This window comes from Empedobacter sp. UBA7611, assembly GCF_002484365.1.
Classification (GTDB): domain Bacteria; phylum Bacteroidota; class Bacteroidia; order Flavobacteriales; family Weeksellaceae; genus Empedobacter; species Empedobacter falsenii_B.
In genome coordinates this window covers 23542-39370 of the sequence record NZ_DLJR01000071.1, presented here as the reverse complement: position 1 = coordinate 39370, position 15829 = coordinate 23542, and the positions used below count along the sequence as shown (strand labels likewise).

The 15829-nt window shown below is 31.7% G+C and carries 16 protein-coding genes; 10 read left to right on the top strand and 6 right to left on the bottom strand.

What is annotated here, in order from left to right; all coding sequences use genetic code 11:
* Position 1 precedes the first annotated feature (1 nt).
* Positions 2 to 1384 carry an arginine decarboxylase gene (locus B3R94_RS12645; protein WP_291101238.1) on the bottom strand — a complete coding sequence of 461 codons (1383 nt, stop codon included), beginning with the start codon at positions 1382 to 1384 and terminating at the stop codon, positions 2 to 4.
* A gap of 415 nt (positions 1385 to 1799) precedes the next feature.
* On the opposite strand from B3R94_RS12645, the gene B3R94_RS12640 reads away from it, so the two are divergent.
* The 8 genes from B3R94_RS12640 (at position 1800) to B3R94_RS12605 (ending at position 10409) form a co-directional block, all read left to right on the top strand.
* A complete protein-coding gene (locus B3R94_RS12640) occupies positions 1800 to 2573 on the top strand; it encodes a ParA family protein (RefSeq protein ID WP_038330582.1) in 774 nt (257 codons plus the stop codon).
* 5 nt (positions 2574 to 2578) lie between these two features.
* Complete coding sequence (locus B3R94_RS12635; RefSeq protein WP_291101235.1) at positions 2579 to 3469, top strand: ParB/RepB/Spo0J family partition protein; 891 nt, start codon at positions 2579 to 2581, stop codon at positions 3467 to 3469.
* Positions 3459 to 4037: a DUF5683 domain-containing protein gene (locus B3R94_RS12630; protein WP_115000384.1), complete on the top strand. Its 579-nt coding sequence runs from the start codon at positions 3459 to 3461 to the stop codon at positions 4035 to 4037. Before B3R94_RS12635 ends, B3R94_RS12630 begins: the two co-directional genes overlap by 11 nt.
* A 9-nt stretch (positions 4038 to 4046) precedes the next feature.
* Entirely contained in the window at positions 4047 to 4751 is a 705-nt protein-coding gene (dapB, locus tag B3R94_RS12625) for a 4-hydroxy-tetrahydrodipicolinate reductase (RefSeq protein ID WP_115000386.1), read from the top strand.
* A 26-nt stretch (positions 4752 to 4777) separates the two neighbouring features.
* Positions 4778 to 6340 carry a signal peptidase I gene (gene lepB, locus B3R94_RS12620; RefSeq protein ID WP_038330574.1) on the top strand — a complete coding sequence of 521 codons (1563 nt, stop codon included), beginning with the start codon at positions 4778 to 4780 and terminating at the stop codon, positions 6338 to 6340.
* Positions 6341 to 6440: 100 nt separating this feature from the next.
* Positions 6441 to 7046: a WbqC family protein gene (locus tag B3R94_RS12615; protein WP_180904454.1), complete on the top strand. Its 606-nt coding sequence runs from the start codon at positions 6441 to 6443 to the stop codon at positions 7044 to 7046.
* 4 nt (positions 7047 to 7050) lie between these two features.
* Complete coding sequence (locus B3R94_RS12610; RefSeq protein ID WP_038330569.1) at positions 7051 to 8652, top strand: S8 family serine peptidase; 1602 nt, start codon at positions 7051 to 7053, stop codon at positions 8650 to 8652.
* A gap of 122 nt (positions 8653 to 8774) precedes the next feature.
* Positions 8775 to 10409: a S8 family peptidase gene (locus tag B3R94_RS12605; RefSeq protein ID WP_291101231.1), complete on the top strand. Its 1635-nt coding sequence runs from the start codon at positions 8775 to 8777 to the stop codon at positions 10407 to 10409.
* 64 nt (positions 10410 to 10473) lie between these two features.
* On the opposite strand, the gene pepE is transcribed toward B3R94_RS12605, so the two are convergent.
* Complete coding sequence (gene pepE, locus B3R94_RS12600; RefSeq protein ID WP_291101228.1) at positions 10474 to 11196, bottom strand: dipeptidase PepE; 723 nt, start codon at positions 11194 to 11196, stop codon at positions 10474 to 10476.
* A gap of 177 nt (positions 11197 to 11373) precedes the next feature.
* On the opposite strand from pepE, the gene B3R94_RS12595 reads away from it, so the two are divergent.
* Positions 11374 to 12270 (top strand): hypothetical protein, encoded by an 897-nt coding sequence (locus tag B3R94_RS12595; protein ID WP_291074625.1) that lies wholly within the window; start codon positions 11374 to 11376, stop codon positions 12268 to 12270.
* 69 nt (positions 12271 to 12339) lie between these two features.
* On the opposite strand, the gene B3R94_RS12590 is transcribed toward B3R94_RS12595, so the two are convergent.
* The 3 genes from B3R94_RS12590 to B3R94_RS12580 are packed head-to-tail and all read right to left on the bottom strand — an operon-like array spanning position 12340 to position 14995.
* On the bottom strand, positions 12340 to 13659 hold the full coding sequence (locus B3R94_RS12590; protein ID WP_291101225.1) for an ABC transporter permease: 1320 nt from the start codon (positions 13657 to 13659) through the stop codon (positions 12340 to 12342).
* A 12-nt stretch (positions 13660 to 13671) separates the two neighbouring features.
* Positions 13672 to 14604 carry an ABC transporter ATP-binding protein gene (locus tag B3R94_RS12585; protein ID WP_291101222.1) on the bottom strand — a complete coding sequence of 311 codons (933 nt, stop codon included), beginning with the start codon at positions 14602 to 14604 and terminating at the stop codon, positions 13672 to 13674.
* Positions 14605 to 14662: 58 nt separating this feature from the next.
* Entirely contained in the window at positions 14663 to 14995 is a 333-nt protein-coding gene (locus B3R94_RS12580; RefSeq protein ID WP_115000393.1) for an MGMT family protein, read from the bottom strand.
* A 41-nt stretch (positions 14996 to 15036) separates the two neighbouring features.
* On the opposite strand from B3R94_RS12580, the gene B3R94_RS12575 reads away from it, so the two are divergent.
* Complete coding sequence (locus tag B3R94_RS12575) at positions 15037 to 15582, top strand: hypothetical protein (RefSeq protein ID WP_115000395.1); 546 nt, start codon at positions 15037 to 15039, stop codon at positions 15580 to 15582.
* A gap of 54 nt (positions 15583 to 15636) precedes the next feature.
* Here B3R94_RS12575 and B3R94_RS12570 read toward each other — a convergent pair whose 3' ends face one another.
* The gene (locus tag B3R94_RS12570) at positions 15637 to 15828 is read right to left on the bottom strand and encodes a cold-shock protein (protein ID WP_038330556.1); all 192 of its coding nucleotides are present in this window, start codon (positions 15826 to 15828) and stop codon (positions 15637 to 15639) included.
* Position 15829 lies beyond the last annotated feature (1 nt).

Below are 15829 nucleotides of genomic sequence, written 5' to 3'. Positions count from 1 at the left end.
ATTATTTGTACCCCAAAGTATTCAACACATCTTGATGCGTTTGTTCTTCAGAATATACTTTTGCTTCGTAATTTTCGTCAATCAAAATATATTTGGGCTGAGGAATTAAACAGTGATTAATTCCACCAAAACCACTAATATTATCTTGGTAAGCTCCTGTATTAAAGAAACCGATATACAATGGTTTTGCTTGATCATATTTCGGAAGATAAATGGCATTTACATGCTGTTCTGAGTTATAATAATCATCAGAATCACATGTTAAACCTCCTAATAATACACGTTCATACTTATCGTACCAACGGTTAATTGGCAACATTACAAATCGTTTCGAAATTGCCCAAGCATCTGGCAAAGTTGTCATAAAAGAAGAATCGATCATATCCCAATACTCTTTATCATTTTGTTTCTTTTGATAAAGAATTTTGTAGACTACTCCTCCACTTTCTCCAACTGTAAACGAACCAAATTCTGTAAAAATATTTGGAACAGCAATTCCTTCTTCATCACAAATCATTTTAATTTGCAACAAGATTTCTTTCGCCATGTATTCGTAATCATATTCGAAATTCAACGAATTTTTGATTGGGAATCCACCACCAATATTCAAACTATCTAATTCTGGACAAACTTTTTTAAGGTTTACATAAACTCTCAAACATTTTGTCAACTCATTCCAATAATATGAATTGTCTTTAATTCCTGTATTGATAAAGAAATGAAGCATTTTCAGTTTAATGCGTTCATTTGGTTTTACCATTGTTTGATAAAACGGTACAATATCCTTGTACCCAATTCCTAAACGAGAGGTATAAAACTCAAATTTTGGCTCTTCTTCAGATGCAATACGAATTCCGATTTCAAAATCAACTTCAATTGCTTCTGAAAACAAATCAACTTCTTCGTAATTATCAATCACTGTGATTGTTTTACGATGTCCGCTATTTACCAAACGAGCAATATTTTCTACATATTCCTCACGCTTGAAACCGTTACAAACAACATACTGATCGTCTGTAATCAAACCTTCTCCAATCAAATTTTCGACAATATTAATGTCAAATGCAGAAGATGTCTCAATGTGAATATCGTTTTTTAATGCTTCACCTAAAATGTGACGAAAGTGAGAACTTTTTGTACAATAACAATAATTGTAAGTTCCCTCATAGTTTAACTCTTCACGCGCTTTTTCGAACCAACCTTTCGCTTTCTGAATGTTTTGCGAAATTTTAGGCAAATATGTGAATTTTAATGGTGTTCCATGTTCTTCGACCAAAGCTTTTAGGTCAATTCCATTAAATTTTAAGTACTCTCCATCTAATTCAAATTCATCTTGTGGAAAGTCAAATGATTGCGTGATTAAATCTATGTATTTAGTTTTCATTATGCTTTATAAATGTTACGTGTGTTTAATAATTCTAAAAATTTTGCAAAAAAATTAGGGTATTACAGACGTATCGCATAATATACATTGCGAAGCAATAAGGGGAAAGAATAATTCTTAAATTCGTTTCTATTCATTAAAACTACTGCGTTAAAGCTCTTTCTATTCTCAACGCTTTCGAATAAAAGGTTAAAACTCATCAACTTTTTTTATTAAAAAAATTATAAAAATACTTGTCGCAAATATAAGTTTTTTAATTCTGTTAAAAAGATAAAATAATATTAAAATTTAGCTTTACAGAACTGATGTTTTATGATGTAAAACAAATATTCAACAATTATTCAAAAATTTATTTTTTCTTTAAGGTTTAGCAAGGTTAAATATTGTATTTTTGAAATCGTTTTGAACGTAAATTATGGGTAAAATTATTGCTATTGCTAACCAAAAAGGTGGTGTTGGTAAAACGACAACTTCGTTAAACCTTGCCGCTTCATTAGGTGTTTTAGAGAAAAAAGTTTTATTAATTGACGCAGATCCGCAAGCAAATGCAACATCTGGTTTGGGTTTTGATTTGGATGAAATCGAAGCTGGAACCTATGAAGTATTGGAAAATGAAGTGCTTGCGAGCAAAGCTATTTTACAATCAGAATCGCCAAACCTAGACTTGATGCCTGCTCATTTAGATTTAGTTGCTGCCGAGATTGAGATTGTAGATTACGAGAACCGCGAATACATGTTAAAAAACGCGCTATCAGAAATCAAAGATCAATATGATTATATTATTATAGATTGCGCGCCTTCACTTGGTTTAATTACTTTGAATGCGCTTACAGCTGCAGATTCTGTGATTATTCCTATTCAGTGCGAATATTTTGCATTAGAAGGTTTAGGAAAATTATTAAATACGATAAAAGGAATTCAACAACATCACAACAAAGAACTGGATATTGAAGGTTTATTGTTGACGATGTATGATTCGCGTTTACGCCTTTCTAATCAAGTATTAGACGAAGTGAACAATCATTTTCCGCAAATGGTTTTCAAAACAATTATTACTCGAAATGTACGTTTGTCAGAAGCACCAAGTTTTGGCGAAACAATTATTCAGTACGACGCAGCAAGTAAAGGTGCAGAAAATTACTTAAATTTAGCGCGTGAATTTTTAATTAACAACAACGATACAGTTTAAATAAAATGGCAAAGCCAAACAAAAATAATCGCTTAGGACGTGGATTATCTGCTCTATTAAAGGATGAACCAACTGTAAAAACAGCACAAGATGAAGGTGCAAAGAAATTGGTTGGAAACATTTTGGAAATAGATTTAGAAAAAATCACCGCGAATCCTTGGCAGCCACGAACTAATTTCGATAAAAAAGCTTTAGAGGAATTGGTTTCGTCTATTCAAACATTAGGCGTTATTCAACCGATTACGATTCGTAAAAAACCAACTGGTGAATATGAATTGATTTCTGGTGAAAGACGTTTTCGCGCTTCACAATTAGCTGGTAAAAAAACAATTCCAGCTTATGTACGTTTAGCAAATGACCAAGAAATGCTGGAAATGGCATTGGTCGAAAATATTCAGCGTCAAGATTTAGATGCGATCGAGATTGCGCTTTCTTACCAACAATTGATTGATGAAATCAAGTTAACACAAGAAGAATTAAGTAAACGTGTTGGGAAAGACAGAACGTCTATTACCAATTATTTGCGTTTATTAAAATTAGACCCAATTATCCAAACAGGAATTCGTGACGGAATGATTTCAATGGGACACGGTCGCGCTTTGATGGCTATTGATGATACTGATTTACAATTTGATATTTACGAAAAAATTGTCAAAAACAATTTATCTGTTCGCGATACAGAACGTTTAATCAAATCGATAAAAGAAGGTAAACCTGAGAAAAAAGCAACAAATGAATTACCTTCTCAGTACAAAGAAGCATTAAGTTCTATTTCAAATTCATTGAATACGAAAGTTGAAATAAAATGTGCAAATAATGGAAAAGGTAAAATAATTTTGAATTTTACTTCTGATGATGAGTTTGAACGATTAAGAAAATTTTTAAATGAAAATTAAAGCATTCTTACTTGGATTAACGATCTCTTCGACGTTTGCTTTCGGTCAAGTTAAAACGGACTCTTTAGTCGTTGTCGAAAATAATGCTATTGTAAACGATACAATGAGCGTAACTAAAGAAGCATTAATGGAGAAAAGTCCAATTAGAGCCTCTTTGTATTCGGCTATTTTACCTGGTGCTGGACAATTGTATAACAAAAAATGGTTAAAAGCACCTATTGCGCTTGGTTTAGTAGGTACAGGAACAGGTTTCACGATTTATTACAATAATTTGTACAAAAAATACCGAAAAGCTTATATTGCGGTAAGAGAAGGAACACCAAACGAATTCACAGGAATTTTATCTGCGGAGCAATTGGCAGTTATTCAAGATGATTACAAACGCAAACGCGATTATAGTGTCGCTTTAACTGCATTAGCTTATTTATTAAATATTGTAGATGCTACTGTTGATGCGCATTTATTCACAGTTCGTAATGACACAGAAATGTCATTCAAACCAACAGTCATTCAAGATGAAATGACATTAGAGCCAGTTTTAGGATTGGCATTTAACTTAAAATTTTAGAAATTACAGATGAAAATTGCATTAATAGGATACGGAAAAATGGGAAAAGCCATTGAAGAAATTTTAATTCAACGCGGACACGAAGTTGTACTTAAAATATCTCGTACTCCACTTGCGGAAGAATTAAATAATGTTGAAGTTGCAATAGAATTTTCGAGACCAGAATTCGCTTACGACAACCTTAAAGTATTACTTGAAAATAAAATCGCAACAATTTGTGGAACAACAGGATGGTTAGATAAACAAGAAGAAATTAATCATTTAGCAATTTCAAATAACACCGCTTTTTTATATGCTTCTAACTTTAGTTTGGGCGTTAATTTATTCTTCGAATTAAATTCTATTTTAGCTCGAATGATGAATAAATATCGTAACGAATACCAAATTAATCTAGAAGAAATTCATCATACACAAAAGCTTGATGCACCTTCTGGAACAGCGATTACAATTGCAGAAGGAATTATTGACAATTCAACATATAATTCTTGGTCGATGGACGAAAAAGCAAAAGACATTATTCCAGTTGAAGCAAAAAGAATCGAGGATGTTCCCGGAACACATATCGTACAATATAACTCTGATGTAGATACTATTGAGATTTCTCATACGGCGCATTCTCGCAAAGGTTTTGCCTTAGGTGCCGTGATTGCTGCGGAATGGATTTGGAATAAACAAGGTGTTTTCACAATGAAAGATGTACTTGAACTGAACTAAATTAAAATACTAAATATCAAAAACTTATGCATGTACTAATTTACTGGTTAATTGGTTTTATTATTGCCAATATAATCTTTGGAGCTGCAACTTGGAAATTATATAAAAATGCTGGAAAGCAAGCAATTCAAGCTTATATTCCTTTTCTAAATATCTGGAAAGGTTTAGAAATTATCCATCGTCCAAAATGGTGGATTATTCTATTTTATTTGCCAATTGTTGGTCCTATTTTTTGGTTAGTATTCTTTGTTGATTTAGGAGATTCTTACGGAAAAATTGAAACAAAAGACAAAGTCATTATGGTTTTGACTTTAGGTTTATACATTTTTGCGGTTAATTATTCTGATAATCCAAAATATTTAGGTCCAGAAAAACGCAAACCAACATTTGTTTCTTCCTTAATTTTTGCCCTTGTTTTAGCAACTTTGGTTCATAACTGGTTTATTCAACCAATGATTGTTCCAACAGGATCGATGGAAAATACAATCAAAATTGGTGATGCTTTATTTGTAGAAAAAGTAAGTCATGGAGCGCGTGTTCCTATGACACCAATCGGAATTCCATTCTCAGAATTTATTTACCGAGATGGTTTTATCGACAAAGCTCGCCTACCTTATATGCGTATTCCAGGTTGGAGAGATTTAAAATCGAATGATATTGTTGTCTTCAACTATCCTACAGATTCTATTTACAATGCGATCGATCGTAAAGATGCTTATGTAAAACGTTTAGTTGGTTTACCAGGAGAAACTGTACAGATTCGTAATGGAGTTTTATATGTAAACGATAAAAAATTCATTCCGAAAAAAGATGCACAAGTTCAGCATGCTTATACAGTTGTTGTAAAAACTCCTTTCAGTGATAAATTATTATACGATAATTTCGGAATCATAAGTACAGATTATAATGCTGCAAAACAAGGTGACGGAACATTTATTTATCAATTTGCAGCTTTGACTGATGCTCATGTTACAGCAATGAAATCTAATGCAAATGTAGTTTCTGTTGAACCTATTTTACAACCTGTAGGTGAAAAAACGGAACATATTGTAAATGGAAAAATTGATAGTACAAACACTATTTTTCCAGTAAACAAAAACTGGAATCCTGATCAATACGGACCTTTATACATTCCGAAAAAAGGTGATGTAGTTGATGTTAACAAAGAGACTTTAGCGCAATATATTAACATTATTCGTCGCTATGAAAACAATACATTAAGAGTTGATTCTACAAACGGTAAGTTTGATGTATTTATCAATGATCAAAAAACAAATAAATACGAAATCAAACAAAATTACTATTTTATGGTTGGTGATAACAGAAATCAATCATTAGATGCACGTTTCTTTGGTTATGTTGGAGAAGATCATATTATTGGTCGTCCAATTATGATTTGGGCAAATATGAACGGAATGTTCGAGCCTGCTGCTCCTAAGAAATTTATTTGGAATCGTTTCTTTACATCAATTAATAATGATAATCCTGACAAAACTTCTTACGGAATTTATGTTCTAATTGCCTTAATTGGTTGGATTGGATATGATATTGTAAAAGCTCGTAAAGAGAAAAAGAAGAACAAATATTAATAAAAAGAGTGATTAAAATCCTCTAAATTATAAAATTAACAACACTATAAATGTGCATTATAAGCTACTTGTAATGCACATTTCCATATAAAATAATAGAATGAAAAATACGTTTGCAGCTTTTTATTTTGGACCGATTGATTACTATGCAGAAATGGTAAAAAGCCAAACTTTGGATATCGAAGTTCAAGAAAATTTTCAAAAGCAAACTTACCGTAACCGCATGTATATTTTGGGCGCAAATGGTAAATTAATGTTGAATATTCCAATTTTACACAACGGAACACGTTTGTTCAAAGATTTGCAACCTTCTTATGAATATGATTGGCAAAAAGAACACATCAAATCGTTAAAATCAGCTTATCAAAGTTCTCCATATTTTGAATATTATGAAGATGAAATTATTCCAATTTTAGAACAAAAAGAGAAATTTCTTTTAGATTTTAATCTAAAAACAATTGATTTCATCAACAAGAAATTAAGCTTAGATTTGGAGATTTCTAAAACTGAAACCTATCAAGATCTGAATCCTGAAAATGATTTCAGAAATCAATTTTCTGCTAAAAAAGCACCTCAATATAACTTACCAGAATATGCACAAGTTTTTGATGATAAATTTGAGTTTATAGAAGGTTTGAGTATCTTAGATTTACTTTTTAGCGAAGGACCAAGTGCCGCAGTATATTTAAAAAACTTAATAAAATAACAACATGAGAAAATTATTTATTGCTTTAGGATTTGCCTTTACATTAGGGTTTGCTCAAGCACAAACAACAGAAGTACCAAAAGAAAAATGGTATCATGCAGGTGTAGAACAAACAGGTGTTTATGGTGTAAATACTGATCAAGCTTTACAATTCTTAAAAGACAACAAAAGAAAAGCAAATACAATTATTGTAGGAGTTTTGGACAGCGGTGTTGAAAATTTTCACGAAGATTTGAAAGCAAATATGTGGTCAAATCCAAAAGAAATTCCAGGAAACGGAATCGATGATGACAAAAATGGTTACATTGATGACGTACATGGATGGTCTTTTTTAGGAACAGCAAAAGGAATCAATTACAATGATGATACCACTGAATTAACACGTGTTTACAAAGCTTTATCATCTAAATACGCAACTTTCGATCAAAAGAAAAATCATGAAGCTATTGTAAAAAATCCTACTGAATATGCTGAATTTCAAAAAATTGAAAAAGAATATTTAAGCGCTGTAGGAAAAGCAAAATATAACCAACAAGTTGCTCAATCTAAATTGAATGCTGTTGAAGGTGGTGTAAATAAAATGGTTCTTGAATTTGGAGATACTAAATTAACTAAAGATATTTTAAAAAATTACCAACCAACAGATTCTCAAATCTTAGAAGCTTTATGGATTTTTGGTGAATTGAAAGAAGAGCAATGGGTTGGGAAAACGATGAAAGAAGTTTCGAATACCTATTTAGGAGCTGCTCGTCGTGCTGCGAAGGGAGATGCTTTATCTTCTCACTTAAATTTAGATTTGGTTGATCGTAAAGATGTTGACAATCCAAATGATAAGAAAGAGCGTTTTTATGGAAACGGAGATTCTAACGGACCTGAGTCTTCTCACGGAACTCACGTTGCTGGAATTATCGGTGCTGTAAGAGGAAATAATATCGGTTCTGAAGGAACGACTGGAGGAAATAATGTAAAAATTATGTCGGTTCGTACAGTTCCAAATGGAGACGAACGCGATAAAGATGTTGCAAATGCAATTTACTACGCAGTTGACAATGGAGCAAAAATCTTGAATATGTCTTTCGGAAAACCTTATTCTCCTGATGCAGATTTAGTTTGGGATGCGTTCAAATATGCTTCTGATAAAGGTGTTTTAATCGTTAAAGCGGCTGGAAATAGCAACGAAGATATTGATGTTCATGTACATTATCCAACTAATTTCAGAAATGGAAATGTTGTTTCTAAATCTGTTCTTACGGTTGGTGCTTCTACTAAAGATCCAAATGCTTTAAAAGCTCGTTTCTCTAACTATGGTAAAAAATCGGTAGATGTTTTTGGACCAGGACAAGAGATTTATGCAACATATCCAGGGGTTGATCAATATCGTTTCTTAAACGGAACTTCTATGGCTTCACCTGCTGTTGCTGGTGTTGCAGCATTGGTTTGGTCACATTATCCAAAATTAACTGCAGAAGATATTCGTAATATCTTAATGGAAACAGTTAATAAAAATGAGCAATTAAAAGAGATTTCTGTTGCTGGAGGTGTTGTAGATTCTTACAAAGCTGTACAAAAAGCTGAAGAAATTTACAAACAACGTAAATTGAAATAATTTTAAATTTAACACAACATTATAAAAAGGCTTCAAATTTTGGAGCCTTTTTTGCGTTTAAACTCGAGATAATTTTAGATGTAACAATTTCGGTTGTTTCTCGACATATAGATAAATCAATTATGAAAAAATTCTTATTAAGTATATCAGTTGCCATGTTTGTTGGTGTGGCATCGTTCGCACAAGAAACGACAACTGCTCTACCATTGCCTAAAGTTGATCAAAAATATTGGCAACACGAATCTTTCGAAGAAAGTGGTGTTTATGGTGTAAATACTCAAAAAGCTTTACAATTTTTAGAATCAAAAAAACGTAAACCTTCACAGTTAATTGTTGGTGTTTTAGATTCTGGAGTTGAGATTACTCATCCAGATTTAAAAGATAATATTTGGACAAACACCAAAGAAATTGCTGGAAATGGAATTGATGATGACAAGAATGGTTATGTTGATGATATTCACGGTTGGAATTTTATCGGAGGAAAAGATGGTAAAAATGTTGATGGAGATACATTAGAGTTAACACGTCTTTTTGTAAAATACCGTGATTTATTCGAAAAAAGTAAAGATGCAGCTTCAAACAAAACGAAATTCCCAAAAGAATTTGAAGAATATCAAAAAATAAAACCTGCATTCGAAGATAAATTAGCCGAAGCAAAACAAAATGCAGCACAATATACGCAGATGAATGATGTTTTCTCGGTTGCATTTCCTGCTTTGATTAAAGAATGGGGCGAAAAAGATTTGAATGAAAAAAATATGATGTCTTTTAAACCTGTTTCTAAAGAAGCACAACAAGGGATGATTATTTTTGGTATGGTTCCGAAAGAAGCTTGGGAAGGAAAATCGATGAAAGATTTCTTAACAGAAGTTGGAAATGAAATTTCAGAAGGAACAAAATATTACAAAGAACAAGTTGAAATTAACTTGAATACAGAATTAGATCCTCGTCCAATTGTTGGTGATAATTATGCTGATAAATCAGAACGTTTTTACGGAAATAATGATGTAGACGGTCCTGATTCTATGCACGGAACGCACGTTTCTGGAATTATTGCGGCAAAATCTGGGAACGGAATTGGAATGGATGGAATCGCAGGAAATGGTTATGTAAAAATCATGTCAGTTCGTACAGTTCCAAATGGAGACGAACGCGATAAAGACGTTGCAAATGCCATTCGTTATGCTGCAGATAATGGAGCAAAAATCTTAAATATGTCTTTTGGAAAAGCTTATTCTCCAGATAAACAAATTGTTTGGGATGCATTTAAATATGCGGAGAAAAAAGGTCTTTTATTGATTAAAGCTGCTGGAAATGAAAACGTAAATATTGATGACGAAATTCACTTCCCTACTGTTTATGATAACAAAGGTGCAGAAGTTTCTAAAAACGTAATTACAGTTGGAGCAAACACAATGGATAATAATAATTTAAGAGCAAGTTTCTCTAATTTTGGTAAAAAGTCTGTAGACGTTTTTGCACCAGGAAATGAAATATATTCTACCGTTCCTAATAAAGATGGTGAATACAAAAACGAAAGTGGAACTTCCATGGCTTCACCAGTTGTAGCGGGAGTTGCGGCTTTGGTTTGGGCACATTATCCAAAATTAACTGCAACAGATATCAAACAAATTTTGTTAGAATCTGTCAACAAAAATCCTGCTTTAACAGATATTTCTGTAACAGGCGGTGTTGTTGATGCGTACAAAGCTGTTCAATTAGCAGAAAAAATGTATGTTGCTAAAAAATTGAAGTAATTAGTTTTATATAAATTGTTTTAAAATTGAAATCCTCAACTAAATTTAGTTGAGGATTTTTTATTTAAATACTATAAACTTTTTCTTCTATAATACCAGATTCAAACTCAATTGGTTGTTCATTTTGTCTAAAAATTCGGGCAGATAATTTTCCTTTCAACTCCACCACTCCATTTTCTACACGAAGCCAACTTCCTTCTCTCAATCCAACTACAACTTGATGATTAAATTTGTGAAATTCATTGATACGTGTTTCTCTTGTTTCTCCTTTGTGCGTAGAATTTGGATCAGGATCCAAATAATGCGGATTAATATTAAAAGGTAAAAATTGCAATGCATCAAAACTTGGTGGATAAACGATCGGCATATCGTTTGTTGTTCCAATTGTTAAACCTGTCAAATTACTTCCTGCGCTAGTTCCAATATATGGCGTTCCATTATGTACAGCACTTCTCAACTCTTCTACCAAACCAAGTTCATATAACGTTTTTAGCAATAAAAATGTATTTCCTCCTCCAATAAAAATCGCTTTCGCATGCAAAATGGCTTCTTTTTTATTCTCGAAAGTATGCAAACCTTTTACAGAAATTCCAACCGTTTGCAAAGCATCTTTTACATTTTGCGTATAATCATCGTACGAAATTCCCGAAGGACGCGCATAGGGAACAAAAATGATTTCATCAGAATTAATAAATTCTTTGATTTCATCTTTTATATATTCTAAAAAACTATAACCGTGAATAGTACTCGTACTTATCACTAATAGTCTATCATTTGGATTTATCATGTTATCGAATTTTAACTCAAAAGTAAGTTTAAAATAAGAAAGTAGGTGAAAAATTGACAAAAAAATATACCGAATTACTTTACTTTTGTACAATTCTAAAAAATGAAATTTCAAGATTTCTAGATCTTCATGAAAAAAATAGTACACTTCATTATACCTTTATTCATAGTTGTTATTATGCTAATAATTGGAATAGAACAAACACTTCGAAAAATTCCCAATGATTACAAATACAAAGCAAATTATTTAAAAGAAAATGGAAAACAAATAGAAACTTTGATTCTTGGGAGTTCTCATACTTTTACTGGACTCAATCCAAAATTATTTAAAAATAAAACTTTTAATGCTGCGCATTCTGCTCAATCATTGGATTTAGATTATAAAGTTTTTGAACAAAATCGAAAATATTTACCCAATTTAAAAACCATTATTATTCCCATTTCGTATTTTTCGTTTACAAAACAATTGAATGATTTTAACCAAAAAAAGTTAAAATATTATTCCATTTATTGGAATGTTGATATAAATAATAACGAGTTAAATCTTAATTACGAAATTTTTTCAGAGCCTGTTGAAGTTAATTATAATCGAATAAAAGAATATTGGATTGAGGATAAAAATAATTTGACAATAGATACTAATGGATATATAAATAAGCGATACGAACCAAGTTGGAATGATAGTATTTATGCTAAAAAAACGTTTGAAAGACATTGTGCAAATTTGAATTCAAATCAAATACAACATATTATAAAAACACATTATCATGATTTAGAACAAATTATAAAACAAGCAAAATCAAATGATATAAAAGTTGTTCTATTAGCTACTCCTACAACTAATTTGTATAAAAATTATGTTATAAAAACACCTCAGTATTTCAACTTAAAAAATAATATTAATCGCTTATCGGAATATGATAATGTCATTTTCATCGATTATTTTATCAATAATAAAAGTTTCAGTAAAAAAGATTTCAAAAATTCAGATCATTTAAATGCAAAAGGTGCAGATAAATTAACCTTTAAGGTGGATTCTATTATGAATAAAACATTTACGTTGATTACAAAATAAATCGAATATCTATCATCAAAAAAGAGCTTGATAAATCAAGCTCTTTTTTGGTTTTATAGTTGTGTAAAATTAGTTTTTATAGGAAATCCATTTCACCATTTCTTTCACAGTTGGTTTTTTACCATAAATTAAAATTCCAATTCTATAGATTTTTCCAGCAATATAAACCATAAATATGGTGCTGATTAAAAGCAAAAATAAGGATAAAGCTAATTGCCAAATCGGAACATCGAAAGGAATTCGAGTAATCATTGAGATGGGCGAAGTTAATGGAATCATTGATAACCAAAAAGCAACTGGACCATCAGGATTTTCGAAAGTTGTCATACTTCCGTAAAGTCCAATCATCATCGGAACTAAAGGAAAATATGTAAATTGTTGCGTATCTGTATCATTGTCAACCGCAGAACCAATTGCCGCGAAAACAGAGCTGTAGAACAAATATCCTAAGATAAAATAAGAAATAAAAGCAAAAATGATTAACGGATAATTAAACGTTAACAATACTTCGCTAATTTCTGTTACTTTTTGCATCATATCTGGATTAGTCTCAGCTAATTGTGCTTGATTCATCATTTGTTGCGACATATCCATTCTTGAAGCAGCAATTGTTGGAAATAAAATCAATAACCCCATTGTCATTCCAATCCATATAGCAAATTGCGTGACTGCAACCATTGTCGTTCCTAAGATTTTACCCATCATTAATTCGAAAGGTTTTACAGAAGAAATGATAATTTCTACAACGCGATTATTTTTTTCTTCAACCACAGAACGCATTACTTTTACACCATAAATCATCACAAACATGAAAATAATGTAAGTTAAAAACATCGATAATCCGATTTTTAACTCCATTCCTTTATCTTCTTTTCCGTCTGTAACGTTAAAAACATTCAGGTTAACACGTGCCTTAGAAGCTTCTAAAGCCGCTTTGTCAATACCAGATTTTGCCTGTTTTTCTTTTTCTATTTTATCACTAATCGTTCTCGAAAGTTTTTCTCGATCAGTAATTCCAAGATTTCCATTTGTGATTAATTCAGTATTTTTCTCGATATTTTCATAATTTCCATCTGTATTTTTCGGAATATGAAGAATCGCATTCAAATATTCGCTTCCTTTCAAAGTATCTTTGATAGATTTCAACTCTTGAGGCGTGTAAATACTGAACATCATTTGTTTAGTCGATTTAAACGAGGTTACAAACTCTGTACTTTCATCTACAATTGCAATATTTTTCACTTCCGAATTATTCGCAGAACTCAAAAAGAAAATCACCGCTCCTGCCCCAACAATCAACAAAGGCGAAAGAAAAGTCATAACAATAAACGCTTTGTTTTTTACTTGAGAAAAGAACTCGCGTTGTGCAACTAAAAATATATTTTTCATTTGATAATTAGCTTAAAGATTAGGAATTGAACTTTGTTTAACGGCTTCCAAAAACACATCATTCATCGAAGGAATAATTTCTTTGAATTGATGAACTTGCCCCACTTGCATCAATTTATCTAAAATCACATTAGTTGGTGTTTCTTTATTGTATAACAAATTAAATTCAGTTCGTTGATTAATGTTTCGTACATCCGAAATCTCAAATTCATTCGCTAAATTTTGAAGAGAATCAGCGGGAATTTCATTCAATTGAATCGAAAATTTCCCTGTCTTAAATTGATTTCTAACTTCTTCAATTGTTCCATCTAATACTTTATTCGATTGATTAATCAAAGCAACATGATCACACATTTCCTCCACAGATTCCATACGATGCGTTGAAAAAATAATTGTCGTTCCTTTGTCTCTTAATTCAAGAATTTCATTCGCAATAATTTGCGCATTTACAGGATCAAATCCACTAAAAGGTTCATCAAAAATCAGCAAAGAAGGATTGTGAATAACTGTAATCACAAACTGAACTTTTTGTCCCATTCCTTTCGACAACTCGCTCAATTTCTTGTTCCACCAAGACATCATATCAAGTTTCTCGAACCAATATTCGGTACGTTTTTTAGCTTCCGCAGAAGAAAGACCTTTCAGTTTTGCAAAATACAGTGCCTGTTCTCCAACCTTCATATTCTTGTACAAACCACGTTCTTCTGGCATATAACCAACTTGACCGATTGATTTTTTCGTCAAAGGTTCTCCATTCAACAAAATTGTCCCGCTATCTGGCGCTGTAATTTGATTAACAATACGAATAAAAGTCGTTTTTCCAGCACCATTTGGTCCCAAAAGTCCATAAATAAAACCTTGTGGAATATTGATACTAAAATTATTAAGCGCAACTTTATCTTTATATTTTCTTGTTAAGCCTTGAGCTTGCAATAAAAATTCCATTTTCTATATCATTTGATTTGTAAAATTAGTAAGAAGAAAGTAAATTTTGTTACAGATTTTAATGAGATTCATTCGGATCCCATACAATTTCTTTAAAATTAATCACTTTATCATTTATAATCTCCACACCTTCATTCTCTAACAATTGCTGCATCAAACTCGAAGGATTAAAATGATGTTTTCCAGTTAACAAACCATTTCTGTTTACAACACGATGCGCAGGAACATCTTCTCGATTATGTGCATGATTCATTGCATAACCAACCACGCGAGCCGAAAATTTTTCTCCTATATATTTTGCAATCAATCCATAAGTAGAAACACGTCCTTCGGGAATTTGACGAACTATTTCATAAATTTTCTCATAAGTATCAGAAATGATTTTTGTCATAATCTAAACATTTATTGTAAATTTAAAGAAAGTAATAGAATATGAGCCAAAAAGTTCCAATTAAATCTCTTTTAAGCCGACCACGTTTTAAGGTTTTTACGCATTTATCAAAACAAGAATTTATTGATTTAATCAAAAAACACCTTGAAACAAATTCTACTGAATACGGAGGTTATGCCAATCAGGAAGTTGCGATGATTCGTGTCCGCAAAGACAAGGATAAATATTGGCACCCGCAATTACAAATCAGAATTGAAGATGACGATGATCATCCTAACTATTTGGTTGTAAGAGGAATTATTGGTCCGCCTTCTAATGTTTGGACATTTTTCGCATTTTTGTATGGTTTGAGCGGAGCTATTTTTATCACCTTAGGCTCTTATGCGGTTTCCGAATATATTGTACAAGGAAATAGTGTATGGATTTGGAGTATTCCTATTGCATTATTGATTACTTTAGGAACCTATTTAGCGAGTTTATATGGTCATTATTTGGCAAAATATCAGCTAGGAAGATTGTATCATTTCGTGAATGAATTGCTTCGTGATGCAGAGTTTTATCAAAATAGCGACGAAATCAAAGAATAAAAAAAGCGACCTAAATAGGTCGCTTACAAGAAATATGTTGAGATAATATATTAATTAGATTACTTTCACATTAACGGCGTTGATGCCTTTTTTTCCTTGTTCTAAGTCAAAAGATACTTTATCGTTTTGAGCTACTTTGTCTGTTAAACCAGAAACGTGTACGAAGTACTCTTTTCCTGATTCGTCATCTTTAATAAATCCGTATCCTTTTTCTTCATTAAAGAATTTTACAGTTCCTTTATTCATA

Excerpts from the sequence above, each read along its gene's own strand:
- B3R94_RS12610 (WP_038330569.1), top strand. The coding sequence starts at position 7,051 with ATGAGAAAATTATTTATTGCTTTAGGATTTGCCTTTACATTAGGGTTT.
- B3R94_RS12640 (WP_038330582.1), top strand. The coding sequence starts at position 1,800 with ATGGGTAAAATTATTGCTATTGCTAACCAAAAAGGTGGTGTTGGTAAA.
- B3R94_RS12580 (WP_115000393.1), bottom strand. The coding sequence starts at position 14,995 with ATGACAAAAATCATTTCTGATACTTATGAGAAAATTTATGAAATAGTT.
- lepB (WP_038330574.1), top strand. The coding sequence starts at position 4,778 with ATGCATGTACTAATTTACTGGTTAATTGGTTTTATTATTGCCAATATA.
- pepE (WP_291101228.1), bottom strand. The coding sequence starts at position 11,196 with ATGATAAATCCAAATGATAGACTATTAGTGATAAGTACGAGTACTATT.
- dapB (WP_115000386.1), top strand. The coding sequence starts at position 4,047 with ATGAAAATTGCATTAATAGGATACGGAAAAATGGGAAAAGCCATTGAA.
- B3R94_RS12575 (WP_115000395.1), top strand. The coding sequence starts at position 15,037 with ATGAGCCAAAAAGTTCCAATTAAATCTCTTTTAAGCCGACCACGTTTT.
- B3R94_RS12630 (WP_115000384.1), top strand. The coding sequence starts at position 3,459 with ATGAAAATTAAAGCATTCTTACTTGGATTAACGATCTCTTCGACGTTT.
- B3R94_RS12605 (WP_291101231.1), top strand. The coding sequence starts at position 8,775 with ATGAAAAAATTCTTATTAAGTATATCAGTTGCCATGTTTGTTGGTGTG.
- B3R94_RS12585 (WP_291101222.1), bottom strand. The coding sequence starts at position 14,604 with ATGGAATTTTTATTGCAAGCTCAAGGCTTAACAAGAAAATATAAAGAT.
- B3R94_RS12635 (WP_291101235.1), top strand. The coding sequence starts at position 2,579 with ATGGCAAAGCCAAACAAAAATAATCGCTTAGGACGTGGATTATCTGCT.
- B3R94_RS12645 (WP_291101238.1), bottom strand. The coding sequence starts at position 1,384 with ATGAAAACTAAATACATAGATTTAATCACGCAATCATTTGACTTTCCA.
- B3R94_RS12615 (WP_180904454.1), top strand. The coding sequence starts at position 6,441 with ATGAAAAATACGTTTGCAGCTTTTTATTTTGGACCGATTGATTACTAT.
- B3R94_RS12590 (WP_291101225.1), bottom strand. The coding sequence starts at position 13,659 with ATGAAAAATATATTTTTAGTTGCACAACGCGAGTTCTTTTCTCAAGTA.
- B3R94_RS12595 (WP_291074625.1), top strand. The coding sequence starts at position 11,374 with ATGCTAATAATTGGAATAGAACAAACACTTCGAAAAATTCCCAATGAT.
- B3R94_RS12570 (WP_038330556.1), bottom strand. The coding sequence starts at position 15,828 with ATGAATAAAGGAACTGTAAAATTCTTTAATGAAGAAAAAGGATACGGA.